Consider the following 18,362-nt stretch of genomic DNA (forward strand, 5'->3'; position numbering starts at 1 on the left):
CATAAGAGGATTCCCATGGCACGAGTTGCAGTCGTTTATCACAGCGGTTATGGCCACACCAAGAAGCAGGCCGAGGCCGTGTTCGCGGGCGTGCAGGCAGCTGGCGCAGAGGCCCACCTGATCTCGGTGGCCGACGTCAACGACGATACCTGGGCGCTGCTGGCGGGTGTCGATACGATCGTCTTTGGCGCGCCGACCTACATGGGCGGTGTGTCCGGCGACTTCAAGAAATTCGCCGATGCGTCGTCCAAGGCGTGGTTCACGGGCGCCTGGCGTGACAAGATCGCGGCGGGTTTTACCAACTCCGCGTCGATGAACGGCGACAAGTACGCATCGATCCAATACCTGTGGACGCTCTCGCAGCAGCACGGGATGATCTGGGTCGGCACGGGCATGATGCCGGCCAACAGCAAGGCCGCCACGCGCAACGATGTGAACTACCTGGCGGGTTTTGGCGGCGCGCTGGCGCAATCGCCGTCGGACGCGAGCCCGGAAGAAGGCCCGCTGCCCGGCGACCTGGAAACCGCCAAGCTGTTCGGCGAGCGCATTGTTGCCATCACCAACCAGTTCGTGCGCGGCCGTCAGTAAAGCGGATCGCTCAAAGAAAAACGCCGGCACGTCCGGCGTTTTTTGTTGGTGCGCTGTTAAGCGCTCAGAAGCGCGTGCCCGCTCCGCAGAACACGCCGCGGTTGGAGCCACCCTCGCAGCTAGCCGCGCAGCCTGCCAATGCTGTCAGGCACATCGTGGTGACGAGGAGCAGGGCGGCGAGGCGCTTCATGCGGCGGCGCGCGCTTGGCTGCCGGCGCAATGCGGGCAGCGCTGGCCTGGGATGTAGTCGGGAGATTGCTGTTCTTCCGGCGTGACCACGGCGCGGCAGGCGAAGCATTGCTTGGGGCCCGCCGGCAGCAGTTCGGCATTCAGTGCGGTGCGGTGGTCGAACACGAAGCAATCGCCGTCGTAATGGGCGCCGCCCACTTCCTCGAAATATTTGAGGATGCCGCCTTCAAGCTGATAGACGCGCTCGACCCCGATCTCCTGCATGTGGATCGCCGCCTTTTCGCAACGGATGCCGCCGGTGCAGAACGACACGACCGTCTTGCCGGCAAAGTCGTCCTTGTGCGCGGCAATGGCGGGCGGGAATTCAGTGAACTTCTTGAGGTTGTATTCGACGACGTTCTTGAACGTGCCGACGGCAACTTCGTAGTCGTTGCGCGTGTCGAGCATCACCACGGGGCGGCCCTCGTCATCGTGGCCCTGATCGAGCCAGCGCTTGAGATCTGGCGGGGCGACCGACGGCGCGCGGCCCTCTTCCGGGCGGATCAGCGGGTGGCGCATGGTAATGATTTCTTTCTTCATGCGCACCAGCAAGCGGCGGAACGGCTGGTGGTCGGACAGGCTTTCCTTCGGTGCCAGGTCAGCAAAACGGGGGTCGGCGCGCAGCCAGCTGACGATGCCGTCAATGGCCTCACGCGAGCCGGCCAGGAAGATGTTGATGCCCTCGGGCGCCAGCAGCACGGTGCCCTTCAACCCGCGCGCCTGGCACTCGGCCAGCAGAGCGGGGCGCAGGGTCTCGCGGTCATCGAGGGTGACGAATTTGTAAGCGGAAATGTTGACGATCTGCATTGTGCTGCCGCGCGGTTTGGTGCGCGTGGATAAGCTTTTGATTCGTAAGACGAAATTATAACGGCCCGGAACGCCGGGCGGGGTTGTCGTGGGTCAATGGGGCCAGCGTGGAATGCTTTGCCGGGGGTGTCACCCGGTACAATACGCGGATGACTTCGCCGCGCTTCGTCCACCTCCGTCTCCATTCCGAATACTCCGTCGTCGATGGCAACGTCCGTCTTGACGACGCCGTCAAGGCTGCCGCCAAAGACGGCATGGGTGCGCTGGCGCTGACCGATCTCGCCAATGCCTTCGGCCTGGTGCGTTTCTACAAGGAGGCGCGCGGCAAGGGCGTGAAGCCCATCGTCGGCGCCGACGTGTGGATCACCAATCACGATGAACGCGACAAACCGACACGCCTGCTGTTGCTGGTGCGTGACAAGCAGGGTTACCTGAACCTGTGCCAGCTGCTGGCCCGGGCTTGGCTCTCCAACCAACATCGCGGCCGCGCGGAAATCGCCCCCGAATGGTTCGATGAGCCTGGCGTGGAAAACGCCCCCCTGGCCACCGGCCTGCTGGCGCTCTCCGGCGGTATGGCGGGCGATATCGGCATGGCGCTGGCCAATGGAAACGATGCGCTGGCGCGCAAGCTCGCGACGAACTGGTCGCGCGTGTTTCCGGGCGCTTTCTACATCGAACTGCAGCGCGCGGGGCACGCCGGTACCGAGGCCTACATCCAGCAAGCCGTGAAGCTGGCCTCGGCCATGCAGTTGCCGGTGGTGGCCACGCATCCGGTGCAGTTCATGACGCCGGACGATTTCACGGCCCATGAAGCGCGCACCTGCATTGCGGAGGGCGAACTGCTCGCCAATCCGCGCCGTGCCCGTCGTTTCACGACCGAACAGTATTTCAAGACGCAGGACGAGATGTGCGCGCTGTTTGCCGACATTCCGTCCGCGCTGGCCAACGCGGTGCAGATCGCGCAGCGCTGCAACCTCAAGCTAGAACTGGGCAAGCCCAAGCTGCCGCTGTTCCCGACGCCCGATGGCATGTCGCTGGATGACTACCTCGTCCAGCTTGCCAAGGAAGGGCTGGAAAAGCGCATGGAAGTGCTGTTCCCCGACGAGGCGGTACGTGAATCCAAGCGCGCAGAGTACTACGCCCGCCTGGAATTCGAGACCGGCACCATCATCAAGATGGGCTTCCCCGGCTACTTCCTGATCGTTGCCGACTTCATCAACTGGGCGAAGAACAACGGCGTGCCGGTGGGGCCGGGTCGGGGTTCGGGCGCCGGTTCGCTGGTGGCATATGCGCTGGGCATTACCGATCTGGACCCGCTCAAATACAACCTGCTGTTCGAGCGTTTCCTGAACCCGGAACGTGTGTCGATGCCCGACTTCGACATCGACTTCTGCCAGCACGGCCGCGACCGCGTCATTCAGTACGTGAAAGAGAAGTACGGCAAGGATGCCGTCTCGCAGATCGCCACCTTCGGCACCATGGCCGCCAAGGCCGCGGTGCGCGACGTGGGCCGCGTGCTCGATCTTGGCTACAACTTTGTTGACGGCGTGGCCAAGCTGATCCCGTTCAAGCCGGGCAAGCTCGTCACGCTCGAAGAAGCGAAGAAGGAAGAGCCGCTGCTGGCCGAGCGCGAAGCCAACGAAGAAGAGGTCAAGCAGCTGCTGGAACTTGCACAGCGCGTGGAAGGCATGACGCGTAACGTCGGCATGCACGCGGGCGGTGTGCTGATCGCGCCGGGCAAGTTGACCGACTTCTGCCCGCTCTACACACAAGGCGGCGAAGATGCCGGCGTCGTCAGCCAGTACGACAAGGACGACGTGGAAGCCGTCGGCCTGGTCAAGTTCGACTTCTTGGGCCTGACCACGCTCACGATCCTCGACTGGGCCGAGCGCTATATCCGCATGCTCGATCCGTCCAAGGCAGATTGGAACTGCAGTCACATTCCGCTGACGGACAAGAAGGCGTTCGACATCCTGAAGTCGGCCAACACGGTCGCTGTGTTCCAGCTGGAAAGCCGCGGCATGCAGGGCATGCTGAAGGACGCCAAACCTGACCGCTTTGAGGACATCATCGCCCTGGTAGCGTTGTATCGCCCAGGCCCGATGGACCTGATCCCCAGCTTCTGCGCGCGTAAGCACGGTCGCGAGAAGGTCGAGTACCCCGACCCGCGCGTCGAGCCGGTGCTCAAGGAGACCTACGGCATCATGGTCTACCAGGAGCAGGTGATGCAGATGGCGCAGATCGTGGGCGGGTACTCGCTCGGCGGCGCCGACTTGCTGCGCCGTGCGATGGGTAAGAAGAAAGCCGAAGAGATGGCCGAGCACCGCGCGCTGTTCCGCGCGGGCGCAGCCAAGGATGGGCTCTCCACCGAAAAGGCCGACGAAATCTTCGACCTGATGGAGAAGTTCGCGGGCTACGGCTTCAACAAGTCGCACGCGGCCGCGTATGCGCTGCTGGCGTACTACACCGCGTGGCTCAAGGCGCATCACCCGGCCGAATTCATGGCAGCCAACATGTCGCTCGCCATGGACGACACCGACAAGGTGAAGATCCTTCACGACGACTGCGTGGATCCGCGCAACGGTTTGAAGGTGCTGCCGCCGGACATCAACGCGAGTCAGTACCGCTTCGCCCCGACGGACGCGAAGACGATCCGTTACGGCCTGGGCGGAATCAAGGGCAGCGGGCAGGGGGCTATTGAAGACATCCTGCGCGCACGCGAAGACGGCCCGTTCAAGGATCTGTTCGACTTCTGCGAGCGCGTCGATCGGCGCCAGGTCAATCGCCGCACCATCGAGGCACTGGTCCGCGCGGGCGCCTTCGATAGCCTCAATGACAACCGCGCGCAGTTGCTGGCCTCGATCGGCCTCGCCATGGAGGCCGCCGAGCAGAAGGCGGCAGCGGCCAACCAGGTCTCCCTCTTTGACCTGATGGGCGGAGCAGAGGCGGAAGCCCACCGTCCAGAACTCGTTGATGAACCGCGCTGGAGCACCAAGCGCACGCTGCAGGAAGAGAAGCAGGCGCTGGGCTTCTACTTCTCGGGGCATCTGTTTGATGCGTGCCGCGACGAGGTGCGCCGCTTCGCCCGTACAACGTTGGCCGATCTCACCAAGGAAGTCAGCGGCGGTAGTGGCGGTGGCGGTTTCGGCCGCGATGTCCGCGGCAAGACCGTCGCCGGTGTGATTGCCAGCGTGCGCACGCAGATGACCCAGCGCGGCAAGATGGTCATCGTGCTGCTGGACGACGGCAGTGGCGCGACTGTCGAAGTGACGGTATTCAACGAAGTGTTTGAAGCCAACCGCGCGTTGTTCAAGGAAGACGAAGTCCTGATCGTGCAGGGCAACGCCCGTCACGACACCTTTACCGGCGGCGTACGCATGACAGCCGAATCCGTGATGGACATGACGCAGGCGCGCGCCAAGTTCGCCCGGGCCATCCGGCTCTCGATGAACGGCGATTCGACGCCCGCCAAGCTGCGCGACCTCCTCACGCCGCATGTATCGGCGGACGGCAACGGAGTATCCGTGCGCATCAGCTACGTCTGCGAGCAGGCTCGCTGCGAGGCCGTGCTGGGCGATGACTGGCGCATCGTGCCGACCGAGGATGCCATCGCTGCGCTGCGGCTGGCGCTGGATGCCGAGAACGTCGCCACCCTTTACGACTGATTTTCCCCCCCAACACGATGAAAGGCTTGCTGAAACGACCCGGTGTGGTCGATGTCCGGTATGTGGCGTTGGCAGCATTTTTGCTGCTGTATCCCCTGGCGGCCATTGCAATGCGCGGCAGTGCCAGTGCGCTACTGATTGCTGCTGGTTTAGTTGCACTTTGGGTCGAAATAACTTCCCCTCGCACCTCGACCGACACCGAAGTGCGGCGCGACGTAGATTGGTCCATCCGGGCGACCTGCGCGGCAATGGCTGTACCGCTCATCGCCGTGTTTTTAAGTGAGGTGTGGCATACCCAGATGCGCTGGAGCGCATTCGATACGCCTTCGCGTTTTCTCGTAGCGGTGCCGTTGTTTCTTGTGCTGCGCCGCGTGCCGTTGCGCTGGATGCGTTGGTGCGATCTGTCGTTCATGGTGGCCGCTTTTGCTGCGCTCGGGATTGGTCTCTGGTATGGGCGAGACTGGGGCGGCCAACGGTTGAGCAGCAAGTTTCTGAACCCTATCCACTACGGCGACATGGCATTGGCGTTGGGGATGCTGTCGGTGCTGTCACTCAACTGGTGGCGCAAAGACACCTTGATGGTGCGCGTGCTCAAGGTGGGCGGTTTGCTGGCGGGGCTGGCGACGTCTTTGTTGAGCGGATCGCGCGGCGGATGGCTGGCTATTCCGGCCATCCTGCTGCTGGTGGTGATCGTGCGTGGGCGGAACAAGTCTTCGCGCTGGCGTTGGCTGGTGCCAGTGACGGCAGTGCTGGGGCTGACGGCGGTCTATCTGGTTTCCGCGCCGATCCAGGCGCGATTTCATGAGCTGTGGTCTGATCTGTCGCAGTTTGCGCTGGGGCACAAGGACACCTCGGTGGGCATCCGTTTGCAGATCTACCATGCGGCGCTGATTCTGACAGAGAACAATCCGCTTTTCGGTCTTGGCGCAGGCGGTTTTTGCAGCAATCTTCAGGCCTTGGTCGATGCCGGACAGATGACGCCGATGGCTCGCGAACTGGGCTGCGGCGAGGCCCACAATCAGTTATTGGCTTTCACCGTCGCGTATGGGGTGTTGGGCGGCCTGGGGATCATCGCCATCCACCTCATGCCGGCCATCCTATGCTGGCGCTACCTACACTCGCCCATCGCGCCGATGCGGCGTGCTGGGCTGATGGGTATGGTGTTCGCCGCGGCCTTCTTCGTATTCGGGCTGACGGTCGAAATTTTTACGTTGAAGCAGACGGTGTCGTTCTACGCTGCCGTCATGGCGATTCTGGCGGGCATTGCGGCCCATGCGGGCCACCCTTCCGATCGTATATATAAGCGTTGAGCACCATGTTCAGCATCCTTATCCCAACCTGGAACAACCTGCCTTACCTCAAGTTGTGTGTGGATAGCATCCGACGGCATTCCGCGTTTGCACACGAGATCATCATCCACGTGAATGAAGGTAATGACGGCACTCTCGATTGGGTGCGTGAGCAGGGGTTGCCGCACACGTGGAGCCGGGGCAACGTCGGCGTATGCCTGGCGCTCAACGATGCGGCGCGATTGGCTTCGCATGACTGGATTCTGTTCTTGAACGACGACATGGTCGTCACGCCGGGTTGGGATAAGGCGTTTGTGACGGCACAGCGCCAGATCGGAGATCAGTTTTCCTACCTAGCTGCGCAACTGATCGAGCCGACTGATACCGGCAACACGCAGGTGAACGTGGCCGACTTTGGCACGGGGCCAGACAACTTTAATGAAGCCGGCCTGCTGGCGTATATGGCAAGCCAGCCGCCATTGGCAGACCGTGACGGCGTGGCGCTGCAGCCAATGCTGGTCAACCGTCGCCTGTGGCATCTGGTGGGCGGCTACAGTATCGAATTCGGGCCCGGCATGAGCAGTGACGACGACTTCCTGATGAAGCTGTGGCTGGTCGGTTGCCGTATTTTTCGTGTGGTCGGTGCGAGCCGTATTTATCACTTTGGCTGCTCCACGACGCGCCGCGTGCGGCGCAACCGAGGCGGGCGAGAGTTTCTGCTGAAGTGGGGTGTCTCGCAGCACGCCTTTACGCGCGGCTACGTGTGGTCGACCGCGCAAGAGGTCGTGGCGAGTGCATTGCCCACGGTGCCCAAATCGGGCTTGAAAGGGCGCTTAAAGCGGGCACTTTATGCGCTAAAGCTGTATCCGACCGGCGACCTGCGCGCGTGGGAGCCAAACCTGCCGGCACAAATTCTCACCCGTGCGCCTGACGAAAAAGGCGAGCGATGATCATCTACCGGTCAGCTCACGCGCACGCTGGTATTTGCGATAGCTGACTGATGCGTTCATTCGCGCAATGGCCCAGCCGGCGCGGCCGTCTAGAAAGCCGCGCCGCAGCAGTAGCGTGCGGACAAAGGCCCAGCCGCCGTGGAGTACTGGAGACACACATCCGGGCCGCTTACCACGCGCAGCGAATTCACGCGCGCCGGCTTCTGCGTATTGCGCACTCTTGCGCTTCACTTGCTCCATCGATGTGTAGCTGTAATGCAGTAGCGACGCCTGCAGGCGCCCTGTTGTCCCAGTCACTTTCAGGCTTTCGTGGACAAGGTTGTCCGAAAAGCGCGCCAGGCCGCGCCGGACCAAGCGTGTCACATAGTCCGGCCGCCAGCCGCAGTGGTACACCCAGGCGCCGCAAAATTGCGATAAACGGGGAATTGCGTAGGCATTGACGCCAGTTGCATCTGCCTGGGCGATGGCGGAGCGAATTTCGTTGGCCAACTCGGGCGTGACGCGCTCGTCCGCATCGATCGAGAGAATCCATTCGCCACTGGCGGCCTCGAGCGCACGGTTTTTCTGCGGGCCGAAGCCGGGCCACGGGCCGTCATCCTCGATAAGGCGCACGCCGTGTGCTCGGGCGACGTCGCGTGTAGCATCGGTGCTGCAGGAATCGAGCACGATGACCTCGTCGGCTAGCCCGGCAAGCGAGGTAATGCAGTCGCCGATATTGTGTGCTTCATTGCGCGTGAGGATGGTAGCGCTTAGCTGGATGGGCATGAAAAAAGTGTGTGCGCCTGGAGCGATCAGTAGCGGTGTTCAGCCGCGGGCTCACCGCTTGCGTATGAGCCAGGGCGTTTTGGCGGCGCATATTGTGGCATATGGCCCCGGGATTGCAGGCGGTACAATACTCGACCGCTATAAGCGGGTGGCCGCGTTTCGCGGCGATTCCTCATTTTCGCTATGTTTTCCATCCTACTGCCGACCTGGAACAACCTCCCACTGCTCAAGTTGTGCGTACAAAGCATCCGCGAGCATTCAGCGTATGACCACCAGATTATCGTGCACGTCAATGACGGGTCTGACGGCACGCTGACGTGGGTGCGCGAGCAGGGGTTGGACCACACATATTCGCTGCAGAACGTCGGTATCTGCTTAGCTGTAAATGAATCGGCCATGCTGGCCAAGCATGACTATATCGTCTTCCTGAATGACGATATGGTGTGCTGCCCGGGCTGGGACAGCGCACTCGTGCGGCGCTTGAAAACGCTGGACACGGACCAGTTCATGCTCTCGGGCACCATGATTGAGCCGGTGAACACAGGTAACCCGTGCGTGGTAGTCGGCGATTACGGACGCGATGCGGACACCTTCGACGCGACACGCCTGCTGGCTGACGCGCCGGGTCTCGTGCGCGGCGACTGGATGGGTGCCACGTGGCCGCCGACGCTGGTTCATCGGCGCTGGTGGTTCAAGCTCGGCGGTTATAGCAGCGAGTTGTCGCCTGGCATGAGCAGTGACAATGATTTTTCGATGAAACTCTGGCACGCGGGCTGCCGCATCTTTCTGGGTGTGGGCGATTCGCTGGTTTACCACTTCCAGTGCAAGTCGACTGGTAAGGTGAAGAAGAACGATGGCCGACGCCAGTTCCTCAATAAATGGGGTCTGTCACAGTCCACCTTCGACAAATATTTCCTGCGTCGCGGTATGCCCGCCGGCGCCAACTGGCGACTACCCGAGCCGAAGCTGACCTCCGAGCTGCGCTGGGACTTGCGTCGCAATGACCTGTCGAGACGGCTGCGTCCCGGTGTCGACGTTCTCTAAGCCCCCAATCACACGAGATCCGGGTCGTCTTCGGCCAATTTTCCTTTTGATTCCATGGCAGTGACTGATTCTTCAAAAACGGCATCACAGGCGCCCACGCCCAACAACCTCAAGCGGCTGTGGGGTTACCTGCGCCCGGAGCTCACCGCTTTCATCCTCTCCATGATCGCCATGGGCGTGGTTGCGGCCACGGAGGGCATCATTCCCAAGGTGGTCAAGGACCTGCTGGACCAGGGCTTCGGGGGCGAGTACGCGGGCAAGCTGTGGCAGGTGCCGGCCATGCTGGTCGGTATTGCCGTGGTGCGCGGCGTCGCACAGTTTGCGTCGACCTACCTGCTGAGCCTGGTGTCGAACAAGGTCTTGCTGAACCTGCGCATGAAGATGTTCGAGCGGCTGCTGCAGGCGCCGGCGTCGTTCTATCAGCGCAACACGGCGGCATCGATCATCAATGCCGTGATCTTCGAGGTCAACCAGGTGCTGCAGGTACTGACCGGCGTCTTCATCACGATGGTGCGCGATTCGATGACGGTGCTGGCGCTGCTGGTGTTCCTGTTCTATACGAACTGGCGCCTGACGCTGGTGGTGGCGGTGATCCTGCCGATCATCGGCCTGCTGATGTCGCGTATCAACCGTCGCCTGCGCTCGCTCAACCGTGAAAGCCAGAACCTGACCAACCAGGCCGCCTACGTGGTGGAAGAGGCCGTGGGCGGCTACAAGGTCGTCAAGCTGCATGGCGGCGAGGCATATGAGTCGCTGCGCTTCAACGCCATGACCGACCGTCTGCGCGGCTACGCCATGCGCGTGGCGGTGGCCGGCGGCCTGAACCAGCCGGTGACGCAGTTCCTGGCGGCGCTGGCGCTGTCCATCATCCTGGCCATCGCCATGCTGCAGGCGCAGGCCAACCAGACCACGGTCGGCGGCTTTACCGGCTTCGTGATGGCAATGCTGCTGCTGATCTCGCCGCTCAAGCACCTGACCGACGTGAATCAGCCGCTGCAGCGCGGCCTGACCGCAGCCGAGTTCATCTTCGGCCTGATCGACACGCCGATCGAGCCGCAAGAGGGTGGCAAGCCCCTTGACCGCGCGCGCGGCGACATCCGCTTCGACAATGTCACGTTCCGCTATGGCGAAGACGGTCGCGCTGCGCTCGATAGCGTCAACCTGCACGTCAAGCCGGGCGAAGTCGTTGCCCTGGTCGGCCCGTCGGGCAGCGGCAAGACCACGCTGGTGAACCTGCTGCCGCGCTTCTTCGAGCCGACTTCGGGCATGATCTCGCTCGATGGCGATGCGCTGGCCGACCTGTCGCTGCACGATCTGCGCCGCCAGATTGCATTCGTCAGCCAGGATGTGGTGTTGTTCAACGACACCATTGCCGCCAACGTGGCCTACGGCGCGCGGGATGCCTCCGAAATCGACATGGCGCGCGTGCGTCGTGCGCTGGAGGCCGCCTACCTGACGGACGTGGTGGACAACCTGCCCGATGGCATCGACACCAATATCGGCGACAACGGTTCGAAGCTTTCCGGTGGCCAGCGTCAGCGTCTGGCGATTGCTCGTGCCGTCTACAAGGACGCGCCGATCCTGATCCTGGACGAAGCGACGTCCGCGCTCGACTCGGAATCCGAGCGCCAGGTCCAGGCAGCGCTCGAAGCGCTGATGCAGGGCCGCACGACGCTGGTGATCGCGCACCGCCTGTCGACCATCGAGAACGCAGACCGCATTGTCGTGCTCGAACACGGAAAAATCGCCGAGGCTGGCACCCACCGCGAACTCATCGAGCGCGATGGGCTGTATGCTGGCCTGCATCGCATCCAGTTCGCCACCCAGTAAGCCGTGCCCTCACGGGCGGCGTGCAGGATGTCCCATCACACACAGGAGACATCGTGACCACCACCACGCCGCCCATCAGCCGGTTCCCCGTTCCTGAACTGGCAAACATCCCCGAAGACATCCGTGCGCGCATCCTCGAGGTGCAAGACAAGACCGGTTTCGTGCCGAACGTGTTTCTTGCGCTCTCGCATCGGCCGGACGAGTGCCGCGCCTTCTTCGCCTATCACGACGCGCTGATGCTGCGCGCAGGCAGCAGCCTGACCAAAGGCGAGCGCGAGATGATCGTGGTGGCCACGTCCGGCGCCAACCAGTGCCTGTATTGCGTGGTTGCACATGGTGCCATTCTGCGCATCTACGAGAAGAATCCGCTCGTGGCCGATCAGGTCGCCGTCAATTACCGCAAGGCCGACATCACCCCGCGCCAGCGGGCCATGCTCGACTTCGCGATGAAGGTCTGCACCGCCTCGCACATGGTCACCGAGGCCGATTACGATGCCCTGCGCACGCACGGTTTTGACGACGAGGACGTGTGGGACATCGCTGGCATCACGGCCTTCTTTGGGCTGTCTAACCGCATGGCGAACGTGATCTCGATGCGCCCGAATGACGAGTTCTTCCTGCTCGGCCGCGTGCCGCGCGAGAAGAAACACGCGCTTTGAGCAGCCTACGTCGCCGTCAGCGCGCGCAGCGCTTCGAGCAGCTTGACGGCGGGGCTGGGCAGGATGCCGTGGCGACGCCGGAACGCAGTGAGCGTGCGGCGCGCCACCAGGCCGGGAATCGGTAGCGGTTCGATGACCCCGGCACGGCGCTCTGCATCGATCATCGGTTCGGCCATCCAGCTCAGGAAGCCCGAGCGCGCCACCAGGCTCTTGAGCGCCGTCACCGAGCGTGTTTCCACCACGATGTTCGGCAAGCCAAGACCCGCGGCTTCGAACACGTGCCGCATGTGTTCGTACGGCCCGGTGCCGCGCGGCGGGATGGCCCAGGGCGCATCCAGCGTAGCGGCCAGCGTCAGTGCTGGGCGCTTGCGCAGCGGGTGCTCGGGCGATGCCACGACGAAGCTGGCGTCTTCCCAGCGGCAATCGGCGATGGCGATGATCTCGTCCGTATCCGGCATCGCAATCGAGAGCGCAAGGTCGATCTTGTGCTTGACGAGACCCTCGGCCAGCCGGTCCCAGACGCCCTCGAGGATCTCCACGCGCAGGTTCGGCCAGCGAGCCACCACCGTGCCCACGGCAAGCGGCAGGACATAACTGGCGATGCTGCCCACTGCGCCCACCCGGATCGTGCCCTTGGCGAGGCCGCGCATGGCGTCGATCTCTTCACGTGCGTAATCGGCCTCACGCTGCAGCAATGACGCGTGCGGCAGCAGCGCCTCGCCGATGGCGGTCAACTGCATGCCCTTGGAGTGCCGCTCGAACAGCGGCGCGCCCACTTCGTCTTCCAGGCGCTTGATGATCCGGCTCAGGGCAGGCTGAGTGACGTGCAGGACTTCCGCCGCGCGCCCGAGGCTGCCGGCCGAAACGATGGTGGTGAAGGCGCGCAACTGGCGCAGATCGAAAGTCATGCCAAAAGGTAATGGCTTTGGCGCAAGAATTCAATGTCGCGTTAATGGCGGCGGATCCCATACTGGCAGCCTGTTTCAAGGAGACTGCCCGTATGACCCGCACTTCGCTCGCGTTGATCACCGTGCGCGACGCCACCATCGAACTGCTGCGCCAGCTCGGCATGACCCACGTGTTTGGCAATCCGGGGTCGACCGAGCTGCCGATGTTCCGTGATTTTCCGGAAGATTTCCGCTACATCCTGGGCTTGCAGGAAGCCGTGGTGGTCGGCATGGCCGATGGCTACGCACAGGCGACAGGCAACGCGGCGCTGGTGAACCTGCACTCGGCCGCCGGTGTCGGCAACGCCATGGGCAACATCTTCACGGCGTTCAAGAACCGCACGCCGCTCGTCATTACCGCCGGGCAGCAGGCGCGGTCCATCCTGCCGTTCGATCCTTTCCTCGCCTCCAACCAGGCCACCGAACTGCCCAAGCCGTATGTGAAATGGAGCATCGAGCCCGCGCGTGCGCAAGACGTACCGCTTGCGCTGGCCCGCGCGTATCACATCGCCATGCAGGAGCCGCGTGGGCCGGTGCTGGTGTCGATTCCTGTCGATGATTGGGACCAGGTAACCGAGCCGGTGGCCGCACACGAAGTCGCAACAGCGGTACGACCCGACCCGGCGGTGCTCGCCCGCCTTGGCGATGTGCTGGACGCCGCGCGGCGTCCGGCATTTGTGGTGGGTGCAGCGGTTGACCGGGCAGGCGCCTGGGATGCTGTCGTGCAACTCGCCGAGACGCATCAGGCGCGGGTGTTTACCGCACCGATGGCGGGGCGCGGGGCGTTTCCGGAAGACCACCGGCTGTTTGCCGGTTTCCTGCCGGCCATGCGCGAAAAGATCGTCGGGCTGCTGCAGGGACATGATGTCGTCTTTGCGCTGGGTGCACCGGCATTCACGTATCACGTGGAAGGGCACGGCCCGCACGTGCCAGTGGGTGCGAAGCTGGTGCAACTGGTTGACGATCCTGCCACCGCTGCGTGGACCCCAGAGGGCATTTCGGCAGTGGGCAACATTCGGCTGGGCGTCCTCGATCTGCTCGCCAGGCCCGCCCCGCCAGCCCGGCCGCTGCCGCCTGCACGCGCCTTATCGCCGCGCGCCGAGCCGGGCGCTCCCATGTCGGCGGCCTTTGTTCTGCAGACGCTGGACGCGGTACGCCGCCCCACAGACATCGTCGTCGAAGAAGCTCCGAGTGCCCGGTCGGCCATGCAGGCCTATCTGCCCATGCGCCGCTCGGGCGGGTTCTACACGATGGATAGCGGCGGCCTGGGCTACGGCATGCCCGCTGCCGTGGGCGTGGCGTTGGCAAAGCCGGGCACGCGCGTGATCGGCCTGATCGGCGATGGCTCGAGCATGTATTCGATCCAGGCGCTGCGCAGCGCCTCGCTCCTTGAGCTGCCGATGACCTTCGTCATCCTGAACAACCGCCGCTACGCCGCGCTGCAGGAGTTTGCGCCGGTGTTCGGCTTTGCTGCCACCGATGTGGTGCAGGGCACCGACTTGCAAGGGATTGATTTCGTCGGGCTGGCCCGCGCCATGGGCTGCACCGGCGAGCGCGTGACCGACCCGCATGCGCTGGAAGCCGTGCTGCGCACCGCATTGCAATCGGCTGGACCGACCTTGATTGAAGTGGAGATTGCCTGATGACGAATACGAACGTTGCACCGCTGGACACTGCGCAGACCATCCCGATGCTGATCAACGGGGAGCGTGTACAGGCCGCCAATGGCCAGGTCTTCGAGCGACGCAACCCGCTCGATTGCACCGTGGCAACACGCGCGCCGGCCGCCACGGTGGATGACGCCCGTCGAGCGGTCGATGCGGCAGCCGCTGCCTTCCCTGCCTGGGCCGCGATGGGCCCGTCCGAACGCCGTGCGTTGCTCATGCGTGCGGCGCAGGCGCTAGAAGCGAAGGGCGACGCCTTTGCGGAGGCCATGGCGGCCGAGACAGGCGCGTCCGCATTGTGGGCCGGCTTCAACGTGCATCTGGCCGCAAGTGGATTGCAGGAGGCCGCCGCCATGGTCACGCAGATTGCCGGAGAGGTCATTCCTTCGGACGTGCCAGGCAGCCTGGCGATGGGCGTGCGCCAACCGGCAGGCGTGGTACTGGGCATCGCCCCGTGGAATGCACCGGTCATTCTGGCAGTGCGTGCGATCGCGCTGCCGCTGGCGTGCGGCAATACCGTCGTGCTCAAGGGCTCGGAAGTCTCCCCGGCCACGCACGGACTCATCATCGAAGCCCTGCAGGAGGCCGGTCTGCCCAGCGGCGTCGTCAACTTCGTGACCAATGCGCCGGCCGATGCAGGCGCCGTCGTCGAGGCCATGATCGCGCACCCGGCTGTGCGGCGGGTCAACTTCACCGGTTCCACGCGCGTGGGCCGCATCATCGCGCAGACGTGCGCCACGTATCTCAAACCAGCCGTGCTGGAGTTGGGCGGCAAGGCGCCGCTGCTCGTGCTGGCCGATGCGGATATCGATGCCGCCGTGGCGGGCGCTGCCTTCGGCGCCTTTGCCAATTCCGGGCAGATCTGCATGTCCACCGAACGCATCATCGTGGATGCATCCATCGCTGATGCGTTTGTTGCCAAGCTTGCGGCGAAGGCCGCATCGTTGCCACTGGGCGATCCACGCAAGGGTCCTGCGGTGCTCGGCTCGGTGGTCGACATGAGCACGGTCGAACGCTGCAATCACCTGATCGATGACGCACTCGCCAAGGGTGCAACGCTGGTGTGTGGTGGCAAGGCCACCAGCACGCTGATGCCGGCTACGCTGCTCGACCACGTCACGCCCGACATGCTGATCTACTCGGAAGAGTCGTTCGGACCCGTGAAGGGCATCGTACGGGTGAGCGGAGACGATGCGGCCGTGGCCTGCGCGAATGACAATGCGTACGGCCTTTCGTCGGCCGTTTTCAGCCGCGACGTGGCCCGGGCGATGAACGTGGCGCGCCGCATCGAATCGGGGATCTGCCACATCAATGGCCCGACTGTGCATGACGAGGCGCAGATGCCGTTCGGCGGCGTCAAGGCGAGCGGCTTCGGTCGCTTTGGCGGTCGTGCAGGGGTGGCCGAGTTCACCGAACTGCGCTGGCTGACGGTGCAGACCTCGCCACGCCATTATCCGTTTTGAGCCGGTCATGGATATCGCGATACTCGGCGCGGGCGCCATGGGTTCGCTCTTTGGCGGATTGCTGGCGCAAGCGGGTGAACATGTCACGCTGCTCGACATCAACGATGCGCATCTGGACGCGATCGGCACGCAGGGCTTGCAGCTCGAAACCGACCATGGCGAGCGCCGTATCCGCAACCTGCAGGCCATGAGACCGGGCGCGGCAACGCGGCGCCCCGACCTGCTCATCGTCTTCACCAAGGCAATGCACACGCGCGCTGCACTGGCCAGCGCGCGCCACCTCATCGGCCCATCGACGCACGTGCTGACCCTGCAGAATGGTCTGGGTAATGTTGAGGCGCTGGTACCTGTAGTGCCGCGCGAACGCATCTTCGTCGGCGTGACGACGTGGCCAGCCGACCTCACGGGTCCGGGCCGAGTGCGTTCGCATGGTGCCGGTGCGATTCGCATGATGACGGCCGATGGCGCCCAAAGCCCTGCACTCGCACGCGCAGTCCATGCGCTGACGAACGCGGGCTTGAACTGCCACGCTGACGAGAATGTGTGGGGCGCGGTGTGGGAAAAGGTGGCTTTCAATGCAGCGCTCAACCCGTTGTGCACGGTGCTGAATCGACCCGTCGATGCGCTCGGTGCGGTGGAAGACGGTCCGGCGCTCGCGCTGGCCATCGCCAACGAGGTGCTGGCCGTGGCGCGCGCGACTGGCATCCCTGTCGACGCCGCGAAGGTGGGCGACAACGTGCGGCACGCCATCGTCGCCCACTGCGGGCACAAGCCTTCCATGCTGCAGGACGTGCTGGCCGGACGGCCGACCGAGATCGAATCCATCAACGGCGCCGTGGTGGCGACAGCGCGCCGGCATGGCGTGCCGGTGCCGCACACGGAGACGCTCATGCAGCTGGTCAGGCTGCTGCAGGCGCAGGGCCTGAGCCCCGGAGCGCCGTAGCGCAGCCGCTCACGGACGTTCGATATCGTCAATTCAAACGGCGCGCAGACGCCAGTTCACAGGAGACAACCACATGATGTTCAGTTCGAGCTTGCAGAGCGCGGCGTTCAAACGGAGGCCCTTATGAGTCGGAGTCAGATGACGGTCGATATCGGGGCCGTTCTGGACGACGGTCCATTTTCGCTGGCGCAGAAGGTGGCGGTGCTGCTCGCAGCCTTTGCCATTGTCATGGACGGCTTTGACGGTCAGTTGATCGGATTTGCCATCCCCGTGCTGATCAAGGAGTGGGGCATCACGCGCAACGCGTTCGCACCGGCCGTGGCCGCGGGGCTCATTGGCATGGGCCTGGGGAGTGCGCTGGCCGGCCTGTTTGCCGATCACTTCGGGCGTCGCTGGGCGTTGATCGTCAGCGTGTTCGTGTTTGGCGTGGCGACGTGTTCGATCGGCTTCGCGCCCAATGTGGCGACGATCGCCATGCTGCGGTTCATTGCTGGCCTGGGCATTGGTGGCGCGCTGCCAAGCTCCACCACGATGACGGCGGAGTTCACGCCCGCGCGTCGCCGCACGCTGGCGGTGACGGCCACCATCGTGTGCGTGCCGCTGGGCGGGATGCTCGCGGGCCTGTTTGCGGGTCACGTGCTGCCGCTCTATGGCTGGCGTGGGTTGTTCTGGATCGGCGGGGCGCTGCCGCTGGTACTCGGAGGCGTGCTGGTGATTGGGCTACCCGAATCGCCGCGTTTCCTGGCGCGTCGTCCGTCGCGCTGGCCACAACTGGCGCATCTGCTATCGAAGATGGGGCGCGATGTGCCCGCCAATACCGCGTTTGCGGATGTGGCGGGTCAGAAGGTCATTCAGCACGCGAGTTTCCGGTCGCTTTTCGCGCCGGGGCAGGCGCGCGATACGGTGGCGCTTTGGGCGGCCTTCTTCATGTGCCTGCTGGCCGTGTATGCGGCGTTCAGCTGGCTGCCGACGATGCTTGCTTCAGAAGGTTTAAGCGTGAGCGTGGCCGGCTCGGGGCTGACGGCGTACAACCTCGGCGGTGTGATCGGCGCCCTGGTTTGCGCAGTGACCATCGCGCGATGGGGTTCGCGTTGGCCCATGGCGCTGTGTTGCGTGGGCGCGGCCGCGAGCGCCTTTGCGTTGCAGGGTGTCGACGCCAAGCTGAATACGAATCTGCTGATCGTCGGGCTTGGGCTGCACGGGCTGTTCGTCAACGCCGTGCAATCGACGATGTATGCGCTCTGTGCCTATGTCTATCCGACGGCGGTGCGCGCAACGGGCACGGCGTCGGCGGTGGCGTTCGGTCGGCTGGGCGCGATTCTCAGCGCGTTTGCCGGGGCGATGATTATCACCGCCGGCGGGTCAGTGGCCTATCTGGCCATGCTCGGGATCGTGATGTTGGTGGTGTTGGCCGCGCTGCTGGCCATGCGCGAACAGATCCCGCGCCTGATCCAGCGGGCGACTCCGTCTGGAGCCGGCCCCCAGTTGCCACACGGCAGTCCGGTCAAACCATAGCTGCC

At 63.9% G+C, this 18,362-nt stretch carries 15 protein-coding genes; 11 read left to right on the top strand and 4 right to left on the bottom strand.

Annotation, left to right across the window (positions count from 1 at the left end; genetic code table 11):
- Positions 1–15 precede the first annotated feature (15 nt).
- Positions 16–588 (top strand): flavodoxin family protein, encoded by a 573-nt coding sequence (locus tag R2N03_RS02710; RefSeq protein WP_316654894.1) that lies wholly within the window; start codon positions 16–18, stop codon positions 586–588.
- Between the two features lie 64 nt (positions 589–652).
- Here the strand turns inward: R2N03_RS02710 and R2N03_RS02715 are convergent, their stop codons facing one another.
- Together R2N03_RS02715 and R2N03_RS02720 are read right to left on the bottom strand one after the other, a co-directional pair.
- Entirely contained in the window at positions 653–778 is a 126-nt protein-coding gene (locus R2N03_RS02715) for a hypothetical protein (RefSeq protein WP_316654895.1), read from the bottom strand.
- Positions 775–1,623, bottom strand: coding sequence for a sulfurtransferase (locus R2N03_RS02720; RefSeq protein WP_316654897.1), 849 nt, complete (start codon positions 1,621–1,623; stop codon positions 775–777). Before R2N03_RS02720 ends, R2N03_RS02715 begins: the two co-directional genes overlap by 4 nt.
- A gap of 149 nt (positions 1,624–1,772) precedes the next feature.
- On the opposite strand from R2N03_RS02720, the gene dnaE reads away from it, so the two are divergent.
- From dnaE to R2N03_RS02735, 3 genes are read left to right on the top strand one after another with little or no spacing between them, the layout of a single operon-like run.
- A complete protein-coding gene (dnaE, locus tag R2N03_RS02725) occupies positions 1,773–5,288 on the top strand; it encodes a DNA polymerase III subunit alpha (RefSeq protein WP_316654899.1) in 3,516 nt (1,171 codons plus the stop codon).
- A 17-nt stretch (positions 5,289–5,305) separates the two neighbouring features.
- Positions 5,306–6,598 (top strand): O-antigen ligase family protein, encoded by a 1,293-nt coding sequence (locus tag R2N03_RS02730; protein WP_316654902.1) that lies wholly within the window; start codon positions 5,306–5,308, stop codon positions 6,596–6,598.
- A gap of 5 nt (positions 6,599–6,603) precedes the next feature.
- Positions 6,604–7,527, top strand: a complete 924-nt coding sequence (locus R2N03_RS02735; protein ID WP_316654904.1) for a glycosyltransferase family 2 protein — start codon at positions 6,604–6,606, stop codon at positions 7,525–7,527.
- On the opposite strand, the gene R2N03_RS02740 is transcribed toward R2N03_RS02735, so the two are convergent.
- Positions 7,528–8,292, bottom strand: coding sequence for a glycosyltransferase family 2 protein (locus tag R2N03_RS02740; protein WP_316654906.1), 765 nt, complete (start codon positions 8,290–8,292; stop codon positions 7,528–7,530).
- Between the two features lie 183 nt (positions 8,293–8,475).
- Here R2N03_RS02740 and R2N03_RS02745 point away from each other — a divergent pair, with 183 nt between their 5' ends.
- From R2N03_RS02745 to R2N03_RS02755, 3 genes are read left to right on the top strand one after another with little or no spacing between them, the layout of a single operon-like run.
- A complete protein-coding gene (locus tag R2N03_RS02745) occupies positions 8,476–9,336 on the top strand; it encodes a glycosyltransferase family 2 protein (protein ID WP_316654908.1) in 861 nt (286 codons plus the stop codon).
- A gap of 54 nt (positions 9,337–9,390) precedes the next feature.
- The gene (gene msbA, locus R2N03_RS02750) at positions 9,391–11,166 is read left to right on the top strand and encodes a lipid A export permease/ATP-binding protein MsbA (RefSeq protein WP_316654909.1); all 1,776 of its coding nucleotides are present in this window, start codon (positions 9,391–9,393) and stop codon (positions 11,164–11,166) included.
- A 53-nt stretch (positions 11,167–11,219) separates the two neighbouring features.
- Complete coding sequence (locus R2N03_RS02755) at positions 11,220–11,825, top strand: peroxidase-related enzyme (RefSeq protein ID WP_316654911.1); 606 nt, start codon at positions 11,220–11,222, stop codon at positions 11,823–11,825.
- A 5-nt stretch (positions 11,826–11,830) separates the two neighbouring features.
- On the opposite strand, the gene R2N03_RS02760 is transcribed toward R2N03_RS02755, so the two are convergent.
- Positions 11,831–12,733 carry a LysR family transcriptional regulator gene (locus tag R2N03_RS02760; RefSeq protein ID WP_316654913.1) on the bottom strand — a complete coding sequence of 301 codons (903 nt, stop codon included), beginning with the start codon at positions 12,731–12,733 and terminating at the stop codon, positions 11,831–11,833.
- Positions 12,734–12,825: 92 nt separating this feature from the next.
- On the opposite strand from R2N03_RS02760, the gene mdlC reads away from it, so the two are divergent.
- The 4 genes from mdlC to R2N03_RS02780 all read left to right on the top strand — a co-directional run bounded on the left by mdlC (position 12,826) and on the right by R2N03_RS02780 (position 18,357).
- On the top strand, positions 12,826–14,415 hold the full coding sequence (mdlC, locus tag R2N03_RS02765; RefSeq protein ID WP_316654915.1) for a benzoylformate decarboxylase: 1,590 nt from the start codon (positions 12,826–12,828) through the stop codon (positions 14,413–14,415).
- The gene (locus tag R2N03_RS02770) at positions 14,415–15,899 is read left to right on the top strand and encodes an aldehyde dehydrogenase (protein WP_316654917.1); all 1,485 of its coding nucleotides are present in this window, start codon (positions 14,415–14,417) and stop codon (positions 15,897–15,899) included. The genes mdlC and R2N03_RS02770 overlap by 1 nt, the downstream gene beginning before the upstream one ends.
- A gap of 7 nt (positions 15,900–15,906) precedes the next feature.
- Positions 15,907–16,842: a ketopantoate reductase family protein gene (locus tag R2N03_RS02775; protein ID WP_316654920.1), complete on the top strand. Its 936-nt coding sequence runs from the start codon at positions 15,907–15,909 to the stop codon at positions 16,840–16,842.
- A gap of 123 nt (positions 16,843–16,965) precedes the next feature.
- Positions 16,966–18,357 (top strand): MFS transporter, encoded by a 1,392-nt coding sequence (locus R2N03_RS02780; protein WP_316654922.1) that lies wholly within the window; start codon positions 16,966–16,968, stop codon positions 18,355–18,357.
- The last annotated feature ends 5 nt before the right edge of the window (positions 18,358–18,362 follow it).

Source organism: Ralstonia condita, assembly GCF_958405655.1.
GTDB classification, from domain to species: Bacteria; Pseudomonadota; Gammaproteobacteria; order Burkholderiales; family Burkholderiaceae; genus Ralstonia; species Ralstonia condita.

Coding starts and splice junctions, on each gene's coding strand:
- dnaE (WP_316654899.1), top strand. CDS start 1,773: ATGACTTCGCCGCGCTTCGTCCACCTCCGTCTCCATTCCGAATACTCC.
- R2N03_RS02720 (WP_316654897.1), bottom strand. CDS start 1,623: ATGCAGATCGTCAACATTTCCGCTTACAAATTCGTCACCCTCGATGAC.
- R2N03_RS02780 (WP_316654922.1), top strand. CDS start 16,966: ATGAGTCGGAGTCAGATGACGGTCGATATCGGGGCCGTTCTGGACGAC.
- R2N03_RS02760 (WP_316654913.1), bottom strand. CDS start 12,733: ATGACTTTCGATCTGCGCCAGTTGCGCGCCTTCACCACCATCGTTTCG.
- mdlC (WP_316654915.1), top strand. CDS start 12,826: ATGACCCGCACTTCGCTCGCGTTGATCACCGTGCGCGACGCCACCATC.
- msbA (WP_316654909.1), top strand. CDS start 9,391: ATGGCAGTGACTGATTCTTCAAAAACGGCATCACAGGCGCCCACGCCC.
- R2N03_RS02770 (WP_316654917.1), top strand. CDS start 14,415: ATGACGAATACGAACGTTGCACCGCTGGACACTGCGCAGACCATCCCG.
- R2N03_RS02740 (WP_316654906.1), bottom strand. CDS start 8,292: ATGCCCATCCAGCTAAGCGCTACCATCCTCACGCGCAATGAAGCACAC.
- R2N03_RS02715 (WP_316654895.1), bottom strand. CDS start 778: ATGAAGCGCCTCGCCGCCCTGCTCCTCGTCACCACGATGTGCCTGACA.
- R2N03_RS02730 (WP_316654902.1), top strand. CDS start 5,306: ATGAAAGGCTTGCTGAAACGACCCGGTGTGGTCGATGTCCGGTATGTG.
- R2N03_RS02775 (WP_316654920.1), top strand. CDS start 15,907: ATGGATATCGCGATACTCGGCGCGGGCGCCATGGGTTCGCTCTTTGGC.
- R2N03_RS02735 (WP_316654904.1), top strand. CDS start 6,604: ATGTTCAGCATCCTTATCCCAACCTGGAACAACCTGCCTTACCTCAAG.
- R2N03_RS02710 (WP_316654894.1), top strand. CDS start 16: ATGGCACGAGTTGCAGTCGTTTATCACAGCGGTTATGGCCACACCAAG.
- R2N03_RS02745 (WP_316654908.1), top strand. CDS start 8,476: ATGTTTTCCATCCTACTGCCGACCTGGAACAACCTCCCACTGCTCAAG.